11 protein-coding genes and 9 pseudogenes are annotated in these 19,446 nt (G+C 32.4%); 6 read left to right on the plus strand and 14 right to left on the minus strand.

The window, feature by feature from the left end; all coding sequences use genetic code 11:
* Positions 1-113: 113 nt before the first annotated feature.
* From ABLV90_RS11555 to ABLV90_RS11565, 3 genes and pseudogenes are all read right to left on the minus strand, one after another.
* Positions 114-852: pseudogene (locus ABLV90_RS11555) on the minus strand (pseudouridine synthase).
* Positions 845-1,387: an SMC-Scp complex subunit ScpB gene (scpB, locus tag ABLV90_RS11560; RefSeq protein ID WP_460872881.1), complete on the minus strand. Its 543-nt coding sequence runs from the start codon at positions 1,385-1,387 to the stop codon at positions 845-847. The pseudogene ABLV90_RS11555 and the gene scpB overlap by 8 nt, the downstream one beginning before the upstream one ends.
* Positions 1,377-2,110, minus strand: a pseudogene (locus ABLV90_RS11565) (segregation and condensation protein A). The gene scpB and the pseudogene ABLV90_RS11565 overlap by 11 nt, the downstream one beginning before the upstream one ends.
* A gap of 93 nt (positions 2,111-2,203) precedes the next feature.
* Between ABLV90_RS11565 and ABLV90_RS11570 the strand changes: the two are divergent.
* Positions 2,204-2,710 carry a DUF309 domain-containing protein gene (locus tag ABLV90_RS11570; RefSeq protein ID WP_460872667.1) on the plus strand — a complete coding sequence of 169 codons (507 nt, stop codon included), beginning with the start codon at positions 2,204-2,206 and terminating at the stop codon, positions 2,708-2,710.
* A gap of 93 nt (positions 2,711-2,803) precedes the next feature.
* Here the strand turns inward: ABLV90_RS11570 and xerD are convergent.
* The 3 genes and pseudogenes from xerD to ABLV90_RS11585 all read right to left on the minus strand — a co-directional run bounded on the left by xerD (position 2,804) and on the right by ABLV90_RS11585 (position 4,829).
* Positions 2,804-3,692, minus strand: a pseudogene (gene xerD / locus ABLV90_RS11575) (site-specific tyrosine recombinase XerD).
* A 41-nt stretch (positions 3,693-3,733) separates the two neighbouring features.
* A pseudogene (locus ABLV90_RS11580) lies at positions 3,734-4,181 on the minus strand (Fur family transcriptional regulator).
* A gap of 105 nt (positions 4,182-4,286) precedes the next feature.
* Positions 4,287-4,829 carry an NUDIX hydrolase gene (locus ABLV90_RS11585; RefSeq protein WP_427704401.1) on the minus strand — a complete coding sequence of 181 codons (543 nt, stop codon included), beginning with the start codon at positions 4,827-4,829 and terminating at the stop codon, positions 4,287-4,289.
* A gap of 218 nt (positions 4,830-5,047) precedes the next feature.
* Between ABLV90_RS11585 and ABLV90_RS11590 the strand changes: the two genes are divergently transcribed.
* Positions 5,048-5,962, plus strand: a complete 915-nt coding sequence (locus ABLV90_RS11590) for an aldo/keto reductase (RefSeq protein ID WP_460872668.1) — start codon at positions 5,048-5,050, stop codon at positions 5,960-5,962.
* A 140-nt stretch (positions 5,963-6,102) separates the two neighbouring features.
* On the opposite strand, the gene ABLV90_RS11595 is transcribed toward ABLV90_RS11590, so the two are convergent.
* Entirely contained in the window at positions 6,103-6,861 is a 759-nt protein-coding gene (locus ABLV90_RS11595) for an SDR family NAD(P)-dependent oxidoreductase (protein WP_427704398.1), read from the minus strand.
* Positions 6,862-7,003: 142 nt separating this feature from the next.
* On the opposite strand from ABLV90_RS11595, the pseudogene proC reads away from it, so the two are divergent.
* Positions 7,004-7,820 (plus strand): annotated as a pseudogene (proC, locus tag ABLV90_RS11600) (pyrroline-5-carboxylate reductase).
* A gap of 284 nt (positions 7,821-8,104) precedes the next feature.
* On the opposite strand, the gene rnz reads toward proC, so the two are convergent.
* Entirely contained in the window at positions 8,105-9,025 is a 921-nt protein-coding gene (gene rnz / locus ABLV90_RS11605; RefSeq protein WP_427704397.1) for a ribonuclease Z, read from the minus strand.
* Between the two features lie 150 nt (positions 9,026-9,175).
* Between rnz and zwf the strand changes: the two genes are divergently transcribed.
* Both zwf and ABLV90_RS11615 read left to right on the plus strand, forming a co-directional pair.
* The gene (zwf, locus tag ABLV90_RS11610; RefSeq protein WP_427704396.1) at positions 9,176-10,660 is read left to right on the plus strand and encodes a glucose-6-phosphate dehydrogenase; all 1,485 of its coding nucleotides are present in this window, start codon (positions 9,176-9,178) and stop codon (positions 10,658-10,660) included.
* A 290-nt stretch (positions 10,661-10,950) separates the two neighbouring features.
* Positions 10,951-11,824, plus strand: a pseudogene (locus tag ABLV90_RS11615) (effector binding domain-containing protein).
* 79 nt (positions 11,825-11,903) lie between these two features.
* On the opposite strand, the gene ABLV90_RS11620 reads toward ABLV90_RS11615, so the two are convergent.
* From ABLV90_RS11620 to ABLV90_RS11635, 4 genes and pseudogenes are all read right to left on the minus strand, one after another.
* Entirely contained in the window at positions 11,904-13,553 is a 1,650-nt protein-coding gene (locus tag ABLV90_RS11620; RefSeq protein WP_460872669.1) for a glycoside hydrolase family 13 protein, read from the minus strand.
* 1 nt (position 13,554) lies between these two features.
* Positions 13,555-14,571 carry a LacI family DNA-binding transcriptional regulator gene (locus tag ABLV90_RS11625; RefSeq protein ID WP_460872670.1) on the minus strand — a complete coding sequence of 339 codons (1,017 nt, stop codon included), beginning with the start codon at positions 14,569-14,571 and terminating at the stop codon, positions 13,555-13,557.
* 303 nt (positions 14,572-14,874) lie between these two features.
* Positions 14,875-16,286: pseudogene (gene gndA / locus ABLV90_RS11630) on the minus strand (NADP-dependent phosphogluconate dehydrogenase).
* Between the two features lie 68 nt (positions 16,287-16,354).
* Positions 16,355-17,491, minus strand: a complete 1,137-nt coding sequence (locus ABLV90_RS11635) for a M20/M25/M40 family metallo-hydrolase (RefSeq protein ID WP_460872672.1) — start codon at positions 17,489-17,491, stop codon at positions 16,355-16,357.
* Positions 17,492-17,710: 219 nt separating this feature from the next.
* Here ABLV90_RS11635 and prli42 point away from each other — a divergent pair, with 219 nt between their 5' ends.
* Complete coding sequence (gene prli42 / locus ABLV90_RS11640; RefSeq protein ID WP_155398016.1) at positions 17,711-17,809, plus strand: stressosome-associated protein Prli42; 99 nt, start codon at positions 17,711-17,713, stop codon at positions 17,807-17,809.
* Between the two features lie 157 nt (positions 17,810-17,966).
* Here prli42 and ABLV90_RS11645 read toward each other — a convergent pair.
* Positions 17,967-18,960 (minus strand): annotated as a pseudogene (locus ABLV90_RS11645) (aromatic acid exporter family protein).
* 12 nt (positions 18,961-18,972) lie between these two features.
* Positions 18,973-19,412: pseudogene (gene brxB / locus ABLV90_RS11650) on the minus strand (bacilliredoxin BrxB).
* Positions 19,413-19,446: the final 34 nt, after the last annotated feature.

Here is a 19,446-nt window from a genome sequence, read left to right on the forward strand (position 1 = left end):
GCTAACTTTCAATTTAATCACATTATATCATACGTTTAATAGGAAAAGTGATTACGAAGAAAAAGATTGTGAAACTTTTCTCATGATTTAAATTAAACTAAACGTAATAACAATTATTTACCATGTTCTGCAAGTTGACGCATCACTTTTACTTCATGAGGTGTTAAGACTCTGCCTTCACCTGCATTAAGCCCTTTTAGGTTAAGTGGACCAACTTCAATGCGTTGTAATTTTGTAACTTCGTGACCAAAATGTTCAAACATGCGACGGACTTGTCTATTGCGTCCTTCTGTAATTGTAATTTCAACAAGTGTTGAATTTTTATCTTTATCTTGATTCTTTACTTTTACAGTAGTCGGTTGTGTATGGCCATCTTCTAGTTCAACACCATGTTCTAAAGCTTTAACTTCTTCACGCATTAAATAGCCTTTTAATTTAACAACATATTTTTTCTTAATTTTATAACTCGGATGTGTCATTAAATTAGTGAATTCGCCGTCGTTAGTTAATAAAAGTAAACCTGAAGTATCATAATCTAAACGACCCACTGGATAAATTCTTGTTTTAATTTGTTTAAAGTAATCTGTAACCACTTTTCTACCTCTATCGTCCGATACACTAGTGATAACTTGTGCTTGGTTTATAAAATAAAATATATAGTTTATCTTGTTGTTCTAATTTAATGCCCTCAACTTCAATTGTATCCGACGGTTTAACTTTCGTACCTAACTCTGTTACTACTGAGCCATTAACTAAGACTTTGCCTTCTGTGATTAATGTTTCTGCTTTTCTACGTGACGTGTGACCACTGTTTGCAATACGTTTTTGTAATCTTTCTGTCTCTTTATTCATTATTTTCTCCTTTTTGATTTACTAAGTTACTGAAGAAAGCTTCTATTTCTTCATCTTCCTCATCAGTTGTTGGTAAATCATCTAAATGTTCAATGCCAAATACGTTTAAAAATAGTTCTGTGGTATAGAGTTGTTGGCTTCTGGAATCCGCTTCGTCTTTAGCTTCTATTAGCCCTCGAGCAATTAAAGTTTTAACAGCGCCGTCAGAATTTATACCTCTTATCATCTCAATGTCGCTTCGTGATAAAGGTTGATTGTAGGCAATAATAGACAATGATTCCATTGTCGCTTGCGATAATTTCATTTTTGATTTTTGTTCTATTAATTTTTCAATATAATTTGCTGCATCTTTTTTTGTAGTAAGTACATAAGTTTGACCAAAATGTTGAATTTCTAAGCCATCTGATATGTATTCAGAAACGAGTAGTGACAATTGTGTTTGGTCAATGTCTAAAATTTCAAGTAATTGTTTTTCATCTAAACCTTCGTCACCTGCTGTATAAAGTAATGCTTCTAGTATACCCTTATCGTTCAATGCCATAGTTTACCCCTCTTATAATGTTGATATCGTCGAAATTTTTGAGTTGTTCTATATTTACAATGCCCGATTTAGACATTTCAAGTATTGCTAGAAAATGTGTGACCACCATTTCAACAGGTTCTGTAAAATTAAACAAACTAAAAAAATTAAACGAATCATGTTGTTGTAAACGCGCATTAACTTGAGAAGTTGCTTGTTGAATCGTAAATGTTTCTTTACGTATATCTACAGTTTTTGGCGTGTTGAATTCAACGCGATTTTTAACTTTTTGATAAGCGATGATTAATTCTGTTAAATCAATTGTATTACTTGAATCCCATGTTTCATTAGATTCTAGGTGTGTTAAATCAGTTGGATGCTTTGAAAAGTAAAAAGCACGTTCAGATTTCTTTTCATTTAATATCTCAGTATATTCTTTATAATTTTGATATTCAATTAATCGTCCTACTAAATCTTCACGTGGATCCTCTTCTAATTCGTCGACTTCTTCTGATTGTGGTAACAGCATTTTACTTTTAATCATAAGCAGTTCGAAGCCATAACTAAATATTCACTAGCAACATTAATCTCTAATTGATTCATTGCATGTATATATTGCATATATTGTTCTGTTAATGATTTCATGGGAATATCATAAATATCAATTTCAATTTTTTGAATGAGATGCAATAATAAATCTAAAGGACCATTAAAAGCATCTAGTTTTACTTCATACATAGTATCTACCTCATATAGCAAGTTATGTGCGTATTTCACTAAAATATTATAGCATGTTTAATGAAAACATTTAAATTTGGAGCGGTTTTAATTATGGAAAATGCATTACAAGATTTTTATTATCAATTTCATACGGAACAACATTACTTTTTGTGTCATGACATTTTAGAAGAAACTTGGAAAGAAAATCCGCAATTTAGTAAAGATGATGCAATTGTAAGTTTGATTTTGTTAGCAACAGGTTGCTATCATTATCGCGGACATAACAATGTTGGTGCGTTACGATCATTTAAAAAAGCATTAAGTGTTATAGAACAAAGTGAACAATCCATTGATTTAGGCATCTATACAGATGAATATAAAAAAATCATTATAGAATTAATTCAGTCTGTGGCTAGTGCTAAGCAATTTGTGCCAATTCAATTACCAATAACAAAAGAAATGGAACAGGATATTTTAAAAAAATACCCTAATTTTGTTAGAACACCACATATGATAGAAGATAGTTATATTGTAAATCATCATTTAGAAAGAGATCGTTCAGAAGTTGACAAAGCGCGACAACAGGCACTTGATATACGCCGTGCAAAAAAAGAATAAACTTAAATCAAATGAATAAAACAAGTCATATTAAAATGGCGACGCAAACAAAAAAACACAAGCTAGCTATTCAACGAATAAACTGGTTTGTGTTTATGCACGTGGATGAAATTCATTATACATTTTGCGAATTTGTGATTTTGAGACATGTGTGTAAAGTTGTGTTGTCGAAATATCAGAATGTCCTAACATTTCTTGTACAGCACGTAAATCAGCACCATTTTCAAGTAAATGTGTAGCAAATGAATGTCTCAATGTATGTGGTGTCAACGTCTTATTGATATTCGCTTTTACACCATTTTGTTTAATCATTTTCCAAATAGCTTGTCTTGATAAAGGTTTACCATGCATATTTAAAAACAATACATTTGTCACAGTACGCTTCAGTAATTGAGGGCGTGTTGTATCTAAATATGTATTTAAATATTCTATTACTGCATCACCCAATGGGATAATGCGTTCTTTGTTTCCTTTACCAAATACTTTGACGAAGCCCATGATTAAATTGATATCCTCAAGTTCAATGTGTATAAGTTCAGAAACGCGCATGCCTGTAGCATATAACAATTCTAACATTGTACGATCTCTATAGCCGTTAATTTTTGATAAGTTCGGAGTCTCAAGCAAAGCAAGTACTTCATCTACTTCTAAGACATCAGGTAATTTCCTATCATATTTCGGTGTTTCGATTAATACAGTTGGATCTTTTGCGAGCATATTTTTCTCGTAATGCGAACTGATGAAAACTGCGTACTGTAGATATGAAACGCGCCAATGATTTTGCGGAAGCACCCTCGTCGTGTAAATAGCCAAGGCATTGATTGATTAATTGTCTATCTACAAAATCTATATGCCCTATTTTTTGTTCTTCTAAAAAAGTGGCATATTTTTTTAAATCTCTTCTATATGCGCCAATTGTATTCGAACTCAACCCTTTTTCTAGTTGGATAAATCTCAAATATTCTTCAATTATCGTATCCAATGGTACCACCTCTATTTATAAAATAGTGTATGATGTTGAGCTTACTTACCTTGAGCTTGGCAATCTGAGCATACACCATGGAATGTTAAGCGATGGTCTGAAATTCTAAAGTTAAAATCTTGCTCTACTTTTTCTTCCACTTGAGGCAATAAATCTTCTTCGATTTCTTCTACTTTACCGCATTCCATACAAACAAGGTGATGGTGGAAATGCTTCGCACCTTCTTTACGTAAATCAAAACGGGCAACACCATCACCAAAATTAATTTTATCCACAACTTTTAATTCTGCTAATAATTCTAACGTACGATAGACAGTCGCAAGTCCTATTTCAGGTGCTTTATCTTTAACTTTTAAATAAACGTCTTCAGCGCTTAAATGATCTTTCTCATTTTCAATTAAAACTCTTAACGTTGCTTCGCGTCTGCGGAGTTAATTTATAAGATGATTGTTGTAATTGTTGCTTCACGCGATTTAATCGTTCTTCCACGGAAGCCTCACTCCCCTACTAATAATTATAATCATTTCAATTTACATAATGATTTATATATATAAAATACCAATAATTGATAAAATACGCAAGTGTGTAGGCAAGTTATTTGGAATGATTATAATTAAGTAATAGATATTGTAAAGCAATAATTGTTTTAGCATCCTCGATTTCTTGGTTTTGGAGCATGGATGTTATTTCTTCAATATTATATGTTTCGATTTCAATAAATTCATCGTCATCTAAATTCATTTCACCTATTTTCAAATCTTTGGCAAGATAAATTGAAATCTTTTCATTAGAGAAGCCTGGAGAACCGTACATTTCAGTAATCAATTCTAAATTTTCAGCAATATAGCCCGTTTCTTCTTCTAATTCTCTTTTGGCAGCTGATTCTCTTTCTTCATTTAATTCTAATTTTCCAGCTGGTATTTCTAATAATGTTTTTTCAGCGGGTTTACGATACTGTCTGACGAGAATAACTTGGTTATCTGGATTGATTGCACATACTGCAACTGCCCCGTTATGGTAAACTAATTCACGTTTTGACGTTTGTCCATCGGGTAGTTCTATATCATGGACTTCTAAATCAATAATTGCACCTTTGTAGATGGACTCTTTATGTAATGTTTTCTCGAATAGATTCATTATAATCACGTTCCTTTTATTTGAATTAAGTTATTGTTAAGATTAACACGTTAGTGTTTCAGGGAATAGCAAAAGCGATAAAAGCGATATTTGTAGAAATGTAAGTATTTATATTTCATTTATATCAAAAATTTTGCGCAATGCATAAAAGTAATTCATAACGACTTATTTTGTTACGTCTATGCCCTATCATCAAGTGTATCGAAAGGAGAAACGACATGCAAAAAAATATTTTAAAAAGTGGTATTGAAATCTCAGAATTAGGTTTAGGATGTATGAGTCTAGGCACTGATTATGAACAAGCAGAACCAATTATAGAACGTGCGATTGAACAAGGCATCACATATTTTGATACGGCTGATATTTATGATAAAGGTGTAAACGAAGATATTGTAGGTAAAGCCTTGAAAAAATATCAAAATCGAGATGATATTGTGATTGGCACAAAAGTAGGTAATCATTTAGCTGATGATGGTACTACATTTTGGGATCCTTCTAAAAAATATATCAAAGCTGCTGTGAAGGACTCTTTACAAAGACTAGGATTAGATCACTTAGATTTATATCAATTACATGGTGGTACGATTGATGATCCACTAGATGAAACAATTAGTGCATTTGAGGAATTGAAAAAAGAAGGTGTTGTGCGTGCGTATGGCATATCTTCAATTCGACCTAATGTCATTGATTATTATTTAAAACACAGCGATATCGAAACTTTAATGTCTCAATTTAACTTAATTGATAATAGACCAGAAGTATTATTAGATGATGTGCATGCTAAGAAGGTTAAAATACTTGCACGTGGGCCTGTTTTTAAAGGATTGTTAACTACTAATAGTAATCAAGCATTAGATTCTAAATTTGCAGAAGGTATATTTGATTATACTTACCAAGAATTAGGAGAAACGATAGCTTCTATTAAAGAGATTGAAAATAATTTAACTGGTTTAACATTTAACTATCTTACGTCGCATGATGCTCTAGGTTCTATTATTATGGGGGCTAGCGGCGTTGAGCAATTAGATGAAAATGTGAAGAATTACGAATTATCAAAAGAAATTAGTTTAGAAAAACTGAAAGTTGCACGTAATCGTGTTAAGAATCTGGAATATACACAGCATTTAAAATAATAAATCACAACACTAAAAAAGAGTTAGTTTGATACTTGTGAAAGTAGATGTCCTGTTCCTCATCTATTATCCTTTAAGTTCAACTAACTCTTTTTATATTGCCATTTAAGTTCAATAATACATAAACAGAATAGTAGCAATTAAGCTTTATTTTTAAAAAATATCGTGAAATGTTTTTCAATAAAACGTGGTGCAAGTTGATAAATCTTTAATATAAAATGCATCCATTTAGGTTCATTGATTTCTGTTTTGTTCGTAAGTATCCCTTTTACGACTTGCTGTGCTAATTTATCTGAATCTAGCATAATACTTTTATATTTTTGTGCAAATGCTAGCGATGGATCTGCTTTTTCATGAAATGGTGTAGCAATGGGACCAGTATTTATAGTTAGGACATGATAGTTAGGTTTTTCAATGCGTAGTGCATTCAAGACTTGGTTAAAAGCAGCTTTACTTGCCCCGTAATGTGCGGCATAAGCTTGTGTTAAAAAAGCAGACTGGCTACCAATACCAACGATGGATGGATTAGTACTTAAAAATGGTTGAATAGTAGTCAAAAGTATATTGAAGTTCACTACATTTAAATTATAAGTTTCTAACATTTCATCAATACTATGTTGCTCTATTGCTTTAAAATAACCTAACCCAGATGAATAAATTAAACCATCGATTGATTGGTCTTGAAAATGATGCTTAAGCTTTAGAATTTGAGCCTGTGATTGTAAGTCGCATTGTATGATAGATAAATGCTCTGTACCATACTGCGCAATAATATCATCTAATTTTTGTGGATTACGTACGATTACTGTCACAAACACCCTTTTCTTTAATAGTATCTTTAATATTGCTTTACCTAAACCACTCGTTCCTCCAGTTAAAATATAATGTTTGCCAATCATAATTATCCCTACCCTTTGTCAATGTACAGTTAGTATAATTGAAATGGCTATGATATGTCATGTATATAATATAAATATTAGTTATATTATAAATCTATGTTAGTATAGAAACATAAAAACTAAGAGGAAGTGAAATATTCACATGAAACTAGTATTTTATGGTGCTTGGTAACATGGCTCATGCCATTTTTACAGGTATCGTTAATTCAAAAGTGATTGATTCTAACAATATTTATTTAACAAATCGTTCTAACGAAGTTGCACTTAAAGATTATGCAGAAAAATTAGGTGTGAATTATAGTTACGATGATGAAGCATTATTAAAAGATGCTGATTATGTATTTTTAGGTACAAAACCTTATGATTTTGATGTATTATCTGAGCGTATTAGACCTAATGTAACAGAAAACAATAAATTCATTTCTATTATGGCTGGTTTACCTATAAGCTATATTCGTGAAAAAATTGGTGCTGATAATCCAATTGCTCGTATTATGCCAAATACAAATGCGCATGTAGGTCATTCTGTAACAGGTATCAGTTTTTCTAATAATTTTGGACCAAAATCTAAAGAAGAAGTTGATGATTTGATCAATGCATTTGGTTCAGCAATAGAAGTTTCTGAAGATAACTTGCATCAAGTTACTGCAATTACAGGAAGCGGTCCAGCCTTTTTATATCACGTATTCGAACAATATGTGACAGCGGGCACGCAACTAGGTTTAGAGAAATCTCAAGTTGAAGAATCTATCCGTAATTTAATTATTGGCACAAGTAAAATGATTGAACGATCTGAATTGAGTATGGAGCAATTGAGAAAAAATATAACTTCTAAAGGTGGCACTACCCAAGCAGGCTTAAATGCTTTATCAGAACATGATATAGAAGGCATATTTGAAGATTGTTTACGTGCCGCGGTTAATAGAAGTATTGAATTATCAAGTCGAGATGACGATTAGTTAATTTAAATTTAAGATACAAATGCTACTTTAACTAACTTATAAATATAAAATAATAACACTAATTCATTGCATGTTGCATTTGAATTAGTGTTATTTTAATTTCGAAATATTTCATCACTTTATATTACAACTAAACTCGCGGAAAGCGTGCACAAAACACGTAGAAACATATGATCAACCTACACTAAAGATAATATTGGTAGTTTAAAAGCGCAAGTTCCTAAATTAAGAACTTACGCTTTCGTTAGATATCTATATTACTATTTTGAATTAGTCTGTAGCTAGAATGACCACGAATCAAAATCATTAACAAACATGAATGGTGGTGTCTTGTCTCGAGACTTTAATGATTGACTAATCGTTTCCACTTCTTCTTTTGTATAGCGATTACTTATGTGTGTAATTAAACTATATTCAACTTGAGCTTCATCAATTAACTCAAACACATCGTCAATATGACTGTGGTGATAACTGTTTGCTAACATTTTATCCCCTTCTATATAAGTACTTTCATGTACCATTACTGTTGCATCTTGAGCAATTAACAACTCATTTTTACAAGGCATCGTGTCGCCAAATATAGCGATAACAGGACCTTTAATAGCATCGCCTTTAAATTGATTAGAATCATAAATTAATCCATTATGTTCAAAAGTTTCATTAATTTTAATATCTTGATACTTAGGTCCCGGTTCCAAACCAATATCCTTTAAAGCTTGAACATCAATTTTCCCTGGGGTATAGGGCGCTTCAATTCTGTAGCCATAAGATGTAATACCATGGTTTAATAGATGTGCGTTCACATTAAAACCGTTATGATGATAGTTTAATTGATCTTCAATTTCTATGTATGTGATTGGATAATTTAATCTGGATTCAGATAGTTGTAAGGCCGTCTCTATAAATTGTTGAATACCCTTTGGTCCAACTACTGTGAGTGGCTTACTTTCTCCACCCTGAAATGAACGACTCGTTAATAGTCCGGGCAAACCAAATATATGATCCCCGTGCATATGCGTAATAAAAATATGATCAACTTTACCCAATTTGATTGAATGATGCAGTATTTGATGTTGAGTCCCTTCACCCACATCAAATAACCAAACATTATTTGAGTATGGTTCTAAATTTAATGCAATTGCTTGGGTGTTTCTTTCTTTGGTTGGTAGACCCGCACTCGTGCCAAAAAATGTGATTTCCATGCATATGCCTCCTCTTCTTGTTCACATTTTATCACACAAAAGAATAAAAAATATATTAAAATTAAATACTTCCAAGCAAAATTGTAGGAATAATACTGAATATTGGTCTATAATAAATAGAGATTTATAAAAAGAATTGAGGTTTTGATCTTGAATACTAGAAACAAAGATATTCCATGCTTAATAACAATTTTTGGAGCAACTGGTGATCTTAGTCACAGAAAATTATTTCCATCATTATTCCATTTGTATCAACAAGAAAACTTAAATGAACAAGTTGCAATCATTGGGATAGGTAGAAGAGACTTAACAAACGATGATTTCCGTAGTCAAGTGAAATCATCAATTCAAGAACATGTTAAAGATACAAAACATCTTGATAAATTTATGGAACACGTGTTTTATCATAAACATGATGTCAGTGATGAAGCAAGTTATCAATCACTACTAGAAGTGAGTAATAAATTAGATACTGAGTTCCAACTTCAGGGTAATAGATTATTCTACCTAGCTATGGCTCCTAATTTCTTCGGTGTGATTTCTGATTATTTGAAATCATCTGGATTAACCGAGACTACTGGTTTCAAACGTTTAGTTATTGAAAAACCATTTGGTACTGATTTAGAGTCAGCAGAGCAACTTAATGAACAATTACGTCGTTCATTTAAAGAAGAAGAAATTTATCGTATTGACCATTACTTAGGTAAAGACATGGTACAAAATATAGAAGTACTTCGTTTCGCTAATGCGATGTTCGAACCATTATGGAATAATAAATACATTTCTAACATTCAAGTAACATCTTCAGAAGTATTAGGTGTTGAAGATAGAGGTGGTTACTATGAATCAAGTGGTGCTTTAAAAGATATGGTTCAAAACCATATGTTACAAATGGTTGCATTATTAGCAATGGAAGCACCAATTAGTTTACACAGTGAAGATATACGAGCTGAGAAAGTTAAAGCACTTAAATCATTGCGTAAATTAGAATCAGAAGAAGTTCGTCAAAACTTTGTTCGCGGACAATATGATGAAGGTACAATTGATGATCAAAAAGTAAGACGTTACAGAGATGAAGACCGTGTTGCTGAAGACTCAACAACCCCTACTTTCGTTTCAGGTAAATTGACTGTCGATAACTTTAGATGGGCTGGCGTGCCATTTTATATTAGAACAGGTAAACGAATGAAGAGTAAAACGATTCAAGTCGTTGTTGAATTTAAAGAAGTGCCTATGAATTTATATTATGAAACAGATAAGAAATTAGATTCAAATTTACTTGTCATCAACATCCAACCTAATGAAGGTGTATCATTACATTTAAATGCGAAGAAAAATGTTCAAGGTATTGAAACAGAACCTGTTCAATTATCTTATGCGATGAGCGCACAAGATAAAATGAATACTGTCGATGCTTATGAAAATTTATTATTTGATTGTCTAAATGGTGATGCTACTAACTTTACCCATTGGGAAGAGTTAAAATCTACTTGGAAATTTGTCGATGCAATACAAGAAGAATGGGACCAAAATGAACCTGAATTCCCTAACTATGAATCAGGATCAAATGGTCCATTAGAAAGTGAATTACTCTTAAGTAGAGATGGTTTCCATTGGTGGGACGATATTCATTAATATGTTTATCTTTCTATAACATAAGGCAACAACGCAAGTGTAAAAAATCACTTGTGTTGTTGCTTTTTTCTTAACCTTTTTTTGTGTTATGATTTAATCTATTGAGCAAATTACATAAAGTTTATGCGTTTACTTATTTACATTTTACTCTATTTAATATTTTTGAGATGTAAGTATAAGTAAAATGATGTAGAATATAATTAATTAGGTAAACGATGCTAACGTTTTCCAACAATAAATTTAAAAGCAATGATGGCGCATGAGTCATTTGAAAATTAGGAGTGAAAGTTTTGGACGTTATCAAGCAAATACAACAGGCAATTGTTTATATAGAAGATCATTTGCTAGAGCCTTTTCATTTGCAAGAACTCAGTGATTACGTTGGTCTTTCACCTTATCATCTTGATCAATCATTTAAAATGATTGTTGGTCAGTCTCCAAGTGAATATGCGAGGTCACGTAGAATGACTTTAGCAACAAAAGAGATTATTAGTGGTTCAAGTCGTTTAATGGACGTAGCTAAAAAATACAATTATAGTGATACAAACGCGTTCGCAAATGATTTCAGTGATTTTCACGGGGTGTCACCCATCCAAGTGAATACCAAACGCGATGAACTTAAAATGCAGCCAAGACTTTATATAAAACTGACAACAACTGAAACTGCACCTTATAATTACAGATTAGAAGATACACAGGGCCTATCATTAGTAGGTTACAATCGATTTTTAGATGCAGATGAATTAGAAAATCCATATAAAGTACCTGACTTTTTAGAAGATTTATTAGTCGATGGAAAAATTAAAGAGCTTCAACGTTATAATGATGTAAGTCCACATGAGTTATTTGTAGTCAATTGTCCATTAGATCAAGGTATGGAAATATTTGTGGGTGTACCAAGTGAAAGATACCCCGCACACTTAGAAAGCCGTTTCCTACCTGAAAGACAATATGCTAAATTTAACTTACAAGGTGATTTAGACTATGTCATTAACGAAGCTTGGTATTACATCGAAACAAGCCTTCAAATGACCCCGCCATATGAGCATAACAGCCTGTATGTGGAAGTTTATCCCTTAGAATTATCTTTTGATGATGCTTGTCACTAAAGTTCAGCTATGGATGCCTGTAGATCAAGAACAATATCATGACAATGAACTATAAAAAACCTCTGACATAATTTGAATTCAAAATAATTCAAATATCGTTAGAGGTTTTTTGTAGACTTAAATAAATTAATTTTTTATAAAGCTATTACAAAAGCTTCAAATGGACGTAATGCAGTTAAATTCAATTTGTTATCTTTGTAATTGTGCAGTTTAATATTATTTTCATTTATCGTTTCATTGAATGCCAACGAGGCAGACTTATCAGTTAAATTTCCTACTACAAGGACACGTTTTCCTTCTAATTCTCTAATATAAGCAAATACACGGTCATTTTCAGCATCTATCAGATTAAAAGTGCCATATGTAAAAATATCATGTGATTTTTTTACTTGAATCAGAGATTTGTAAAAATTTAAAATTGAATCAGAATCTTGTAGCTGTGATGATACATTAATCTCAGTGTAATTAGGATTAACTGGGAACCAAGGCTCATGTTCAGAAAATCCACCGTTTATAGCATTAGTCCATTGCATTGGTGTACGAGAATTATCTCTATTTTCCATTTTGTGTTTGTTTAACAGTTCTGTTAAATCACCACCCTGAGCCTTAACGATATTATATTCGTTCACTACAGCAACATCATTAAATGTTTCCACACTTTCAAATGGATAATTGGTCATACCGATTTCTTGTCCTTGATATATGAATGGTGTGCCTTGTTGTAAGAAATATACAACCGCATGACTTGTAGCTGACTCATACCAAAATCTTTCATCATCACCCCATGTAGATACACGTCTAGGTTGATCATGATTTTCTATAAACAATGCATTCCAGCCTACATCTTCAAGTTTCTTTTGCCATCTATTTAACACATCTTTATATGCTTTAACATCAAATTTAATATCGCCAGTATTCCATAAACCTAAGTGCTCAAATTGGAAAATCATATTAAACTTACCTTTGTCTTCACCGACCCATTCATCAGCATTATCAGGATTCACACCATTTGCTTCTCCTACTGTCATAATATCGTAATGACTTAAGGATTCATCCTTCATTTCTTGTAACCAATCATGTATGCCTGGTTGGTTCATATCTACGTCGAATGCAGGCGCGTATGTTTTGCCTTCAGGAACTGGTAAATCTCCGGCTTCAAATGTTTTCTTAATATGGGTAATTGCATCCACTCTGAAGCCATCAATTCCTTTTTCAAACCACCAGTTCATCATGTTAAAGACAGTTGCTTTAACGTCTTTATTTTCCCAATTTAAATCAGGTTGTTTTTTACTAAATAAATGGAAATAATATTGACCTGTTGTTTTATCATATTCCCATGTAGAACCATTAAATATACTTTCCCAATTATTAGGTTCAGATCCATCAGCTTTTGGATCTTTCCAGATATACCAATCTCGTTTTGGATTATCTTTACTCGATTTAGATTCTATAAACCATGGATGTTCATCTGATGTATGATTGACTACTAAATCTAAAATGAGTTTCATACCACGTTGGTGTACACCATCTAATAATTGATCAAAATCATCCATCGTTCCAAATTCATCCATGATATCTTGATAATCACTAATATCATAACCATTATCATCATTTGGTGATTTATACATCGGGCTTAACCAAATGATATCGATACCTAAATCTTGTATATAATCTAGTTTTTCAATAACTCCTTGTAAATCTCCAATGCCATCGTTATTTGAATCGTTAAAGCTTCGAGGATAAACTTGATATGCTACTGCCTCTTTCCACCACTGTTTATTCATATTATTGCTCCTTTGTTAAATATTGAGTTGAGACTCTTTTAATAATATCTGTTGGAATAACTTTATTAAAATCGACAATATGTTCTCCACTAATTAATTGAATGATAGCGTCGCCTGCTGCTTCACCTAATAAGTCAGGATGAATATTGACCGCGGTTTGTGGTGGCGCCGCAAATTCAGTTAAGTAAGAATCATTGAAGGTTGCTGTTTGTAAATCTGTTGGCACACGAAGTTGTAGTTCATACAATACGCTAAGCACAATATGATTGAGCATCGTATCTGATGTAATAATGACTGAAGATAGTTCATTATGTGTGAGTAAATAATGAAAATAAGATTTTATGCTTTGGTAGTTCATATCAAAATATTCGATAAGACCTACTTGTGCATGTTGTTTAAGGACATTAGTAAATCCTTTGATTCGATCTTTAACAACTTCATAATTTCCACGTTCAGCTAAAAATAAAAACTTACTATGACCAAGACTTATGAGATAGCGTGTTAATTGCTCCGTCGCTTCAACATTATTATTATCTATATGAATGACTTGTTGATTAGATAAGGGTTTCCCCACGACGACGTACGGCATATTATGTTGAGCAAGTATTTGTTCTATCTTATCGTTTTCTTTTGAGTATAATAAAATAAAGCCATCTACTGCATGATAAGAAATCATGTGACTTACTTCTAATTCTATATTTTCATATTGCTCATTTGTGGTAGATATTGTTGCATAACCATGTGCTTTGCATGATTTATATATACCTGAAAGGACATCTATAATAAATGGATTTTGCCTTGTTTCATTACGCCCGCTTTTTTGAATAATACCTATTGTTTTAGATTTTTTTGTAACTAATGTTCGGGCCGCATGATTTGGTTGGTAGCCTAATGCTTCCATCACCGCTAATACTTTTAATCTAGTAGCATCGCTTATACGATTGTTACCGCTAATGACACGTGAAACTGTCGATGGTGCTACATTTGTTGCTTTTGCAACATCCTTTATAGTTACCAAGTTGAGTCATCCTTTGCTAATGTATATAATTAAAGCGTTTTCAAAACTATAATTATAATGATAATTAAGTATAAAGGGAAAGTCAAAGGATTTGTGCAAACGATTGCACAAAGTTTGCATTTTTTGTAATCATGGGTTAGCTTTTTCTTATTTAAATGCCATTACTTGGAAATTTAATGTAATACTAAAGCTGTTATTAAAAATTTACATAAAAAAACTACTAGTAAAGTCCGTAGACTTTGCTAGTAGTTTCAAACGCGAAGTAGTTTCACGTCTTTTATAATGTTAATATAAAGATGTTTATTAGTCTTCAATCCATTGTGTATGGAATACGCCTTCACGATCTTTACGTTCGTAAGTGTGTGCACCAAAATAATCACGTTGCGCTTGAATTAAGTTAGCTGGTAAGTTTTCTGAACGATAACTATCATAATAGTTAATACTTGCAGAGAAACCTGGCGTTGGAACACCATTTTGTACACCAGTAGCTACAACATCACGTAATGCATCTTGATAGTTTGTTACGATATCTTTGAAGTATGGGTCTAATAATAGATTTTGTAATTCTGTATCATTATCATATGCTTCTTTAATTTTTTGTAAGAATTGCGCACGGATAATACAACCTTCACGCCAAATCATAGCAAGCTCTCCAAGTTTTAAATTCCATTCATTGTCGTCACTAGCTTTTCTCATTTGAGCAAAGCCTTGTGCGTATGAACAAATCTTACTCATATACAGCGCTTTACGGATTTTTTCAAGGAATTCTTCTTTGTTACCTTCAAATTTAGTACTTGGTCCATTTAATTGTTTAGAAGCATTCACGCGTTCTTCTTTGATTGAAGATATAAAGCGTGCAAATACTGATTCAGTAATAATTGTTAATGGAATACCTAATTCTAAAGCGTTAATAGAAGTCCATTTACCTGTACCTTTTTGGCCAGCTGTATCCATGATTTTTTCAACTAATGGACCATTACCATCATCATCTAATTTAGTGAAGATGTCACCAGTGATTTCAATCAAGTAACTTGAAAGTTCGCCGACGTTCCAGTCTTTGAATGTTTGTGAAATTTCTTCATGAGACATACCAAGTAAGTCTTTCATCATTGCGTAACTTTCAGCAATTAACTGCATATCTGCATATTCAATACCATTGTGCACCATTTTAACGTAGTGACCGGCACCATTAGGTCCAATATAAGCTACACATGCGGCGCCATCTTCAGCTTTAGCAGAGATTGCTTCTACAATGTCTTTAACTTTATCAAATGCTTCTTGTTGTCCACCAGGCATTAATGAAGGACCAGTAAGCGCGCCAACTTCACCACCAGAAACGCCCATTCCGATGAAGTTAACACCACTTTCAGCTAGTGCTTTATTACGTCTGATTGTATCTTGATAATTAGTGTTACCACCATCGATTAAAATATCATCATTATCTAGTAATGGTAATAAGCTATCGATTGTTGCATCTGTTGTCTGGTCCTCGCCTTCACCATTAATAAAATCTTACGGGGTTTTTCTAGAGAATTCACAAACTCCTCTATAGAGTACGTCGGATGTATATTTTTACCTTCAGATTCTGTTACCATTTCATCTGTTTTAGAAGATGAACGGTTAAAAACTGAAACGCTATATCCTCGTGATTCAATATTCCAAGCAAGGTTTTTACCCATTACGGCTAAACCTACTACACCAATTTGTTGTGTCATTTAACTAACCTCTCTTATTAAAGTTTTCTCATATATTGTATCACAAAGCATCACTCATATTCACTTAATCAGTTTTCAGATTTTTGAGTAATTATTTCAACTATTTTTATAAGCTGTTCTGCTAGAAGATTTAAAGCATCAATTGACATACGTTCTTCAGTTGTATGGATGTGCTCGTAACCCACGCCTAAGATGACAGTTGGTATGCCTAATTGATTAATTATATTACCATCAGAACCCCCGCCGACCATAACTGTGTTCGGTGTTAACCCTAATGCAATTGCGCTGGCTTTAGCTACGTTAGTAACTGTGGCATCTTGTGCAATTTTAAAGCCAGGATAACTATTAATTATTTCAACTGTAGCTGAGCAACCATATTTTTCTGCTGTTTCTTCAAAAACAGATTTCATATGAGTTACTTGAGCATTTATACTTTCATCTGAGTGTGATCGGGCTTCAGCCATAAGTGTTACTTTGTCAGCTACAATGTTAGTTGCAGATCCGCCTTCAAAACGGCCTATATTTGCTGTGGTATATTCGTCTATCTGACCTAATTTCATCGCACTTATAGCTTTAGCGGCAATATTAATCGCACTTACACCTTTGTTAGGTACACTCGCGTGAGCTTTTTTACCATGAATTGTAGTATTAATTTTCATTTGTGTGGGTGCATTAATAACAGTTGTCCCTACGTCTACACTTGCATCGATAGCATAGCCATATTTGGCATCGAGTAAAGATGTATCTAATGCTTTCGCACCTTCTAAACCAGATTCTTCCGAAACAGTAAGTACAAATTGAATCTTACCATGTGCTATGTCTTGTTCATTTAATATGTAAATTAATTCTAAAATAGTAGCTAATCCGGCTTTATCATCAGCACCTAAAATTGTAGTTCCATCTGAATAGATGTAACCATCATCTTTAACTATCGGCTTTACATTAACACCAGGCACAACTGTATCCATATGACTCGTGAAATAGATATTATCTATATTTTCATCATTTGTCGTCGCCTCTAATGTGCAAATTAAATTATTTGCTCCTAAATTTTCATGTTGACCAACATGGTCTTCAACTACCTTTAATCCCAATTTTTCAAACTTAGATTTAAGTAACCGTTGAATTTCAATCTCATTGCCACTCTCAGAATCAATTTGCACTAATTCCAAAAAAGTATCTAGGAGTCGTTGTTTATTTATCATTTAAAAATCCCCATTCCATTATTTATATGCCATACGTTTAAGTGTAACGAAATGTGTACATAAGCAAAACTAATATGTTTCAATTCTAGAGGGTGCGTATGATATAATAAACTTATAAAGTAGTTTGAAATTGAATGTGTTGTAATTGAATTATATTGATATATACAGTGTGTTTTATCTATATTTCAATTCCATATTCTAGATTTGGAGGAATCATCTTTGGGTAACAACAAAGTTCTAAGAGTCATTATTATAGTCATGTTAGTAGCTATTATTCTTGCATTGGTATTGACAAGTGTCGTACCATTAGTGAATTAATTATAATGGTTTTTGAAAGTATCAATTTTTAATTAAACGTTATTTTATTATTAAAAGCGATGAATCACTAATATATGTATAGTTAATAAGTACAGTAGAAAATGAATAAAGCCATACAAAATTCTTAAATCAAAAGAATTTTGTATGGCTTTATTATTTAGGATGTTGCGATTTTAGAATCATTATGTAATCTTAATGATCCAAATTGTGATTTTAGTAATAAATATGATTCAAGTTCATTTAAAAGTTGTAATAAGTTTGCACGTGTTCGAAAAGCTTCATGTGACGTAGGCAACTCTAATTCATTTAATTCTATTCGAATTTCATATAACGAATGCAATCGTAATGCAGTATAATCATTACTATTTACATTTGTCCCTACTTCAACAAATAAATTAGATATTTTGGATAATAAGCAATCTTTTGTTTCAATATTTTGAAGGATTAGAGCCATTCTTCGTAACAGACTCTAACTGTTCTTCCCGCATATCAAAATAATGATAATAAGAATTTTCATTTCTAACATAGTGATTCTTAACATCTCTAAATGCGATTGATTTAGCTTTGCGAATCGTAACTTTTAACTTCTCAAAGGATATATCTAAGCTTGGGTTTGGACTTGTACAAGCCTTACTGAACATTTGAAAAATTTCAGTAAATTGATTTTCAATTTGTTGTTTATACTGTTTTAAATTACTATCTAAGCTTGGCATAATAACATTCATTAAGAATGCAATACCGAGACCAACAATTAATAAGATAATTTCATTGAAAAATAAATCCATATCAATCGTTTTAGCATTGAAAACATGAAGTAAGATAACACAACTTGTAACAACACCTTCTTGAACTTTAAATACAACAGTTAAAGGAATAAAAAGTAGCACAATGATACCTAAAACAATTGCGTTTTGTCCTAATAAATTAAAAATAATAGAACCAAGTGCGAGTATCATAAGACAAGATACAAAACGAGATACAATTGCTTGTAGTGAATGCACCTTTGTATGTTTAATACAAAGAACCACTAAAATGGCACTAGATGCAAAATTATCTAAACCAATTAATTTTGCAATAATAATACCTAGTGCCATTCCAATTGCAGTCTTTATCGTTCTAAATCCGATGCGGTATGGATTCAAACGTGTCATGTATTAATCCCTCTATTTTTCGTCACAATAAGTGTCGAATGTGTTTTGTAATTGAGTAATGACATCCATTACGTCATGACCTTCAATTTGGTGACGTTCTACCATTTGGGCAACTTTACCATCTTTGATTAATGCAAACGATGGACTTGATGGTGCATAACCTTCAAAATAATCTCTTGCTTGTTGTGTTGCTTCTTTATCTTGACCCGCAAATACAGTTACAAGGCGGTCTGGTGTTTTATCGTAATGTAAAGCATGCGTTGCTGCTTGGTCTAGCAATACCACCAAGCACAACCACATACTGAGTTAACCATCACAAGTGTCGTTCCATCTTGTTGTAATACTTTATCTACTTCTTCTGGAGATGTTAATTGCTCATATCCAGCCTGTTCTATTTCATTTCTTGCTTGATTAACAACATCAGTCATATATAAATCAAAATTTAAATCCATAATAACGTCACCTTTCATTTCTGAATTATTACTT

It is taken from the genome of Staphylococcus sp. 2S1 (genome assembly GCF_046721335.1).
Classification (GTDB): Bacteria; Bacillota; Bacilli; order Staphylococcales; family Staphylococcaceae; genus Staphylococcus; species Staphylococcus equorum_A.

Excerpts from the sequence above, each read along its gene's own strand:
- ABLV90_RS11590 (WP_460872668.1), top strand. The coding sequence starts at position 5,048 with ATGCAAAAAAATATTTTAAAAAGTGGTATTGAAATCTCAGAATTAGGT.
- ABLV90_RS11620 (WP_460872669.1), bottom strand. The coding sequence starts at position 13,553 with ATGAATAAACAGTGGTGGAAAGAGGCAGTAGCATATCAAGTTTATCCT.
- ABLV90_RS11595 (WP_427704398.1), bottom strand. The coding sequence starts at position 6,861 with ATGATTGGCAAACATTATATTTTAACTGGAGGAACGAGTGGTTTAGGT.
- ABLV90_RS11570 (WP_460872667.1), top strand. The coding sequence starts at position 2,204 with ATGGAAAATGCATTACAAGATTTTTATTATCAATTTCATACGGAACAA.
- ABLV90_RS11635 (WP_460872672.1), bottom strand. The coding sequence starts at position 17,491 with ATGATAAATAAACAACGACTCCTAGATACTTTTTTGGAATTAGTGCAA.
- rnz (WP_427704397.1), bottom strand. The coding sequence starts at position 9,025 with ATGGAAATCACATTTTTTGGCACGAGTGCGGGTCTACCAACCAAAGAA.
- ABLV90_RS11585 (WP_427704401.1), bottom strand. The coding sequence starts at position 4,829 with ATGAATCTATTCGAGAAAACATTACATAAAGAGTCCATCTACAAAGGT.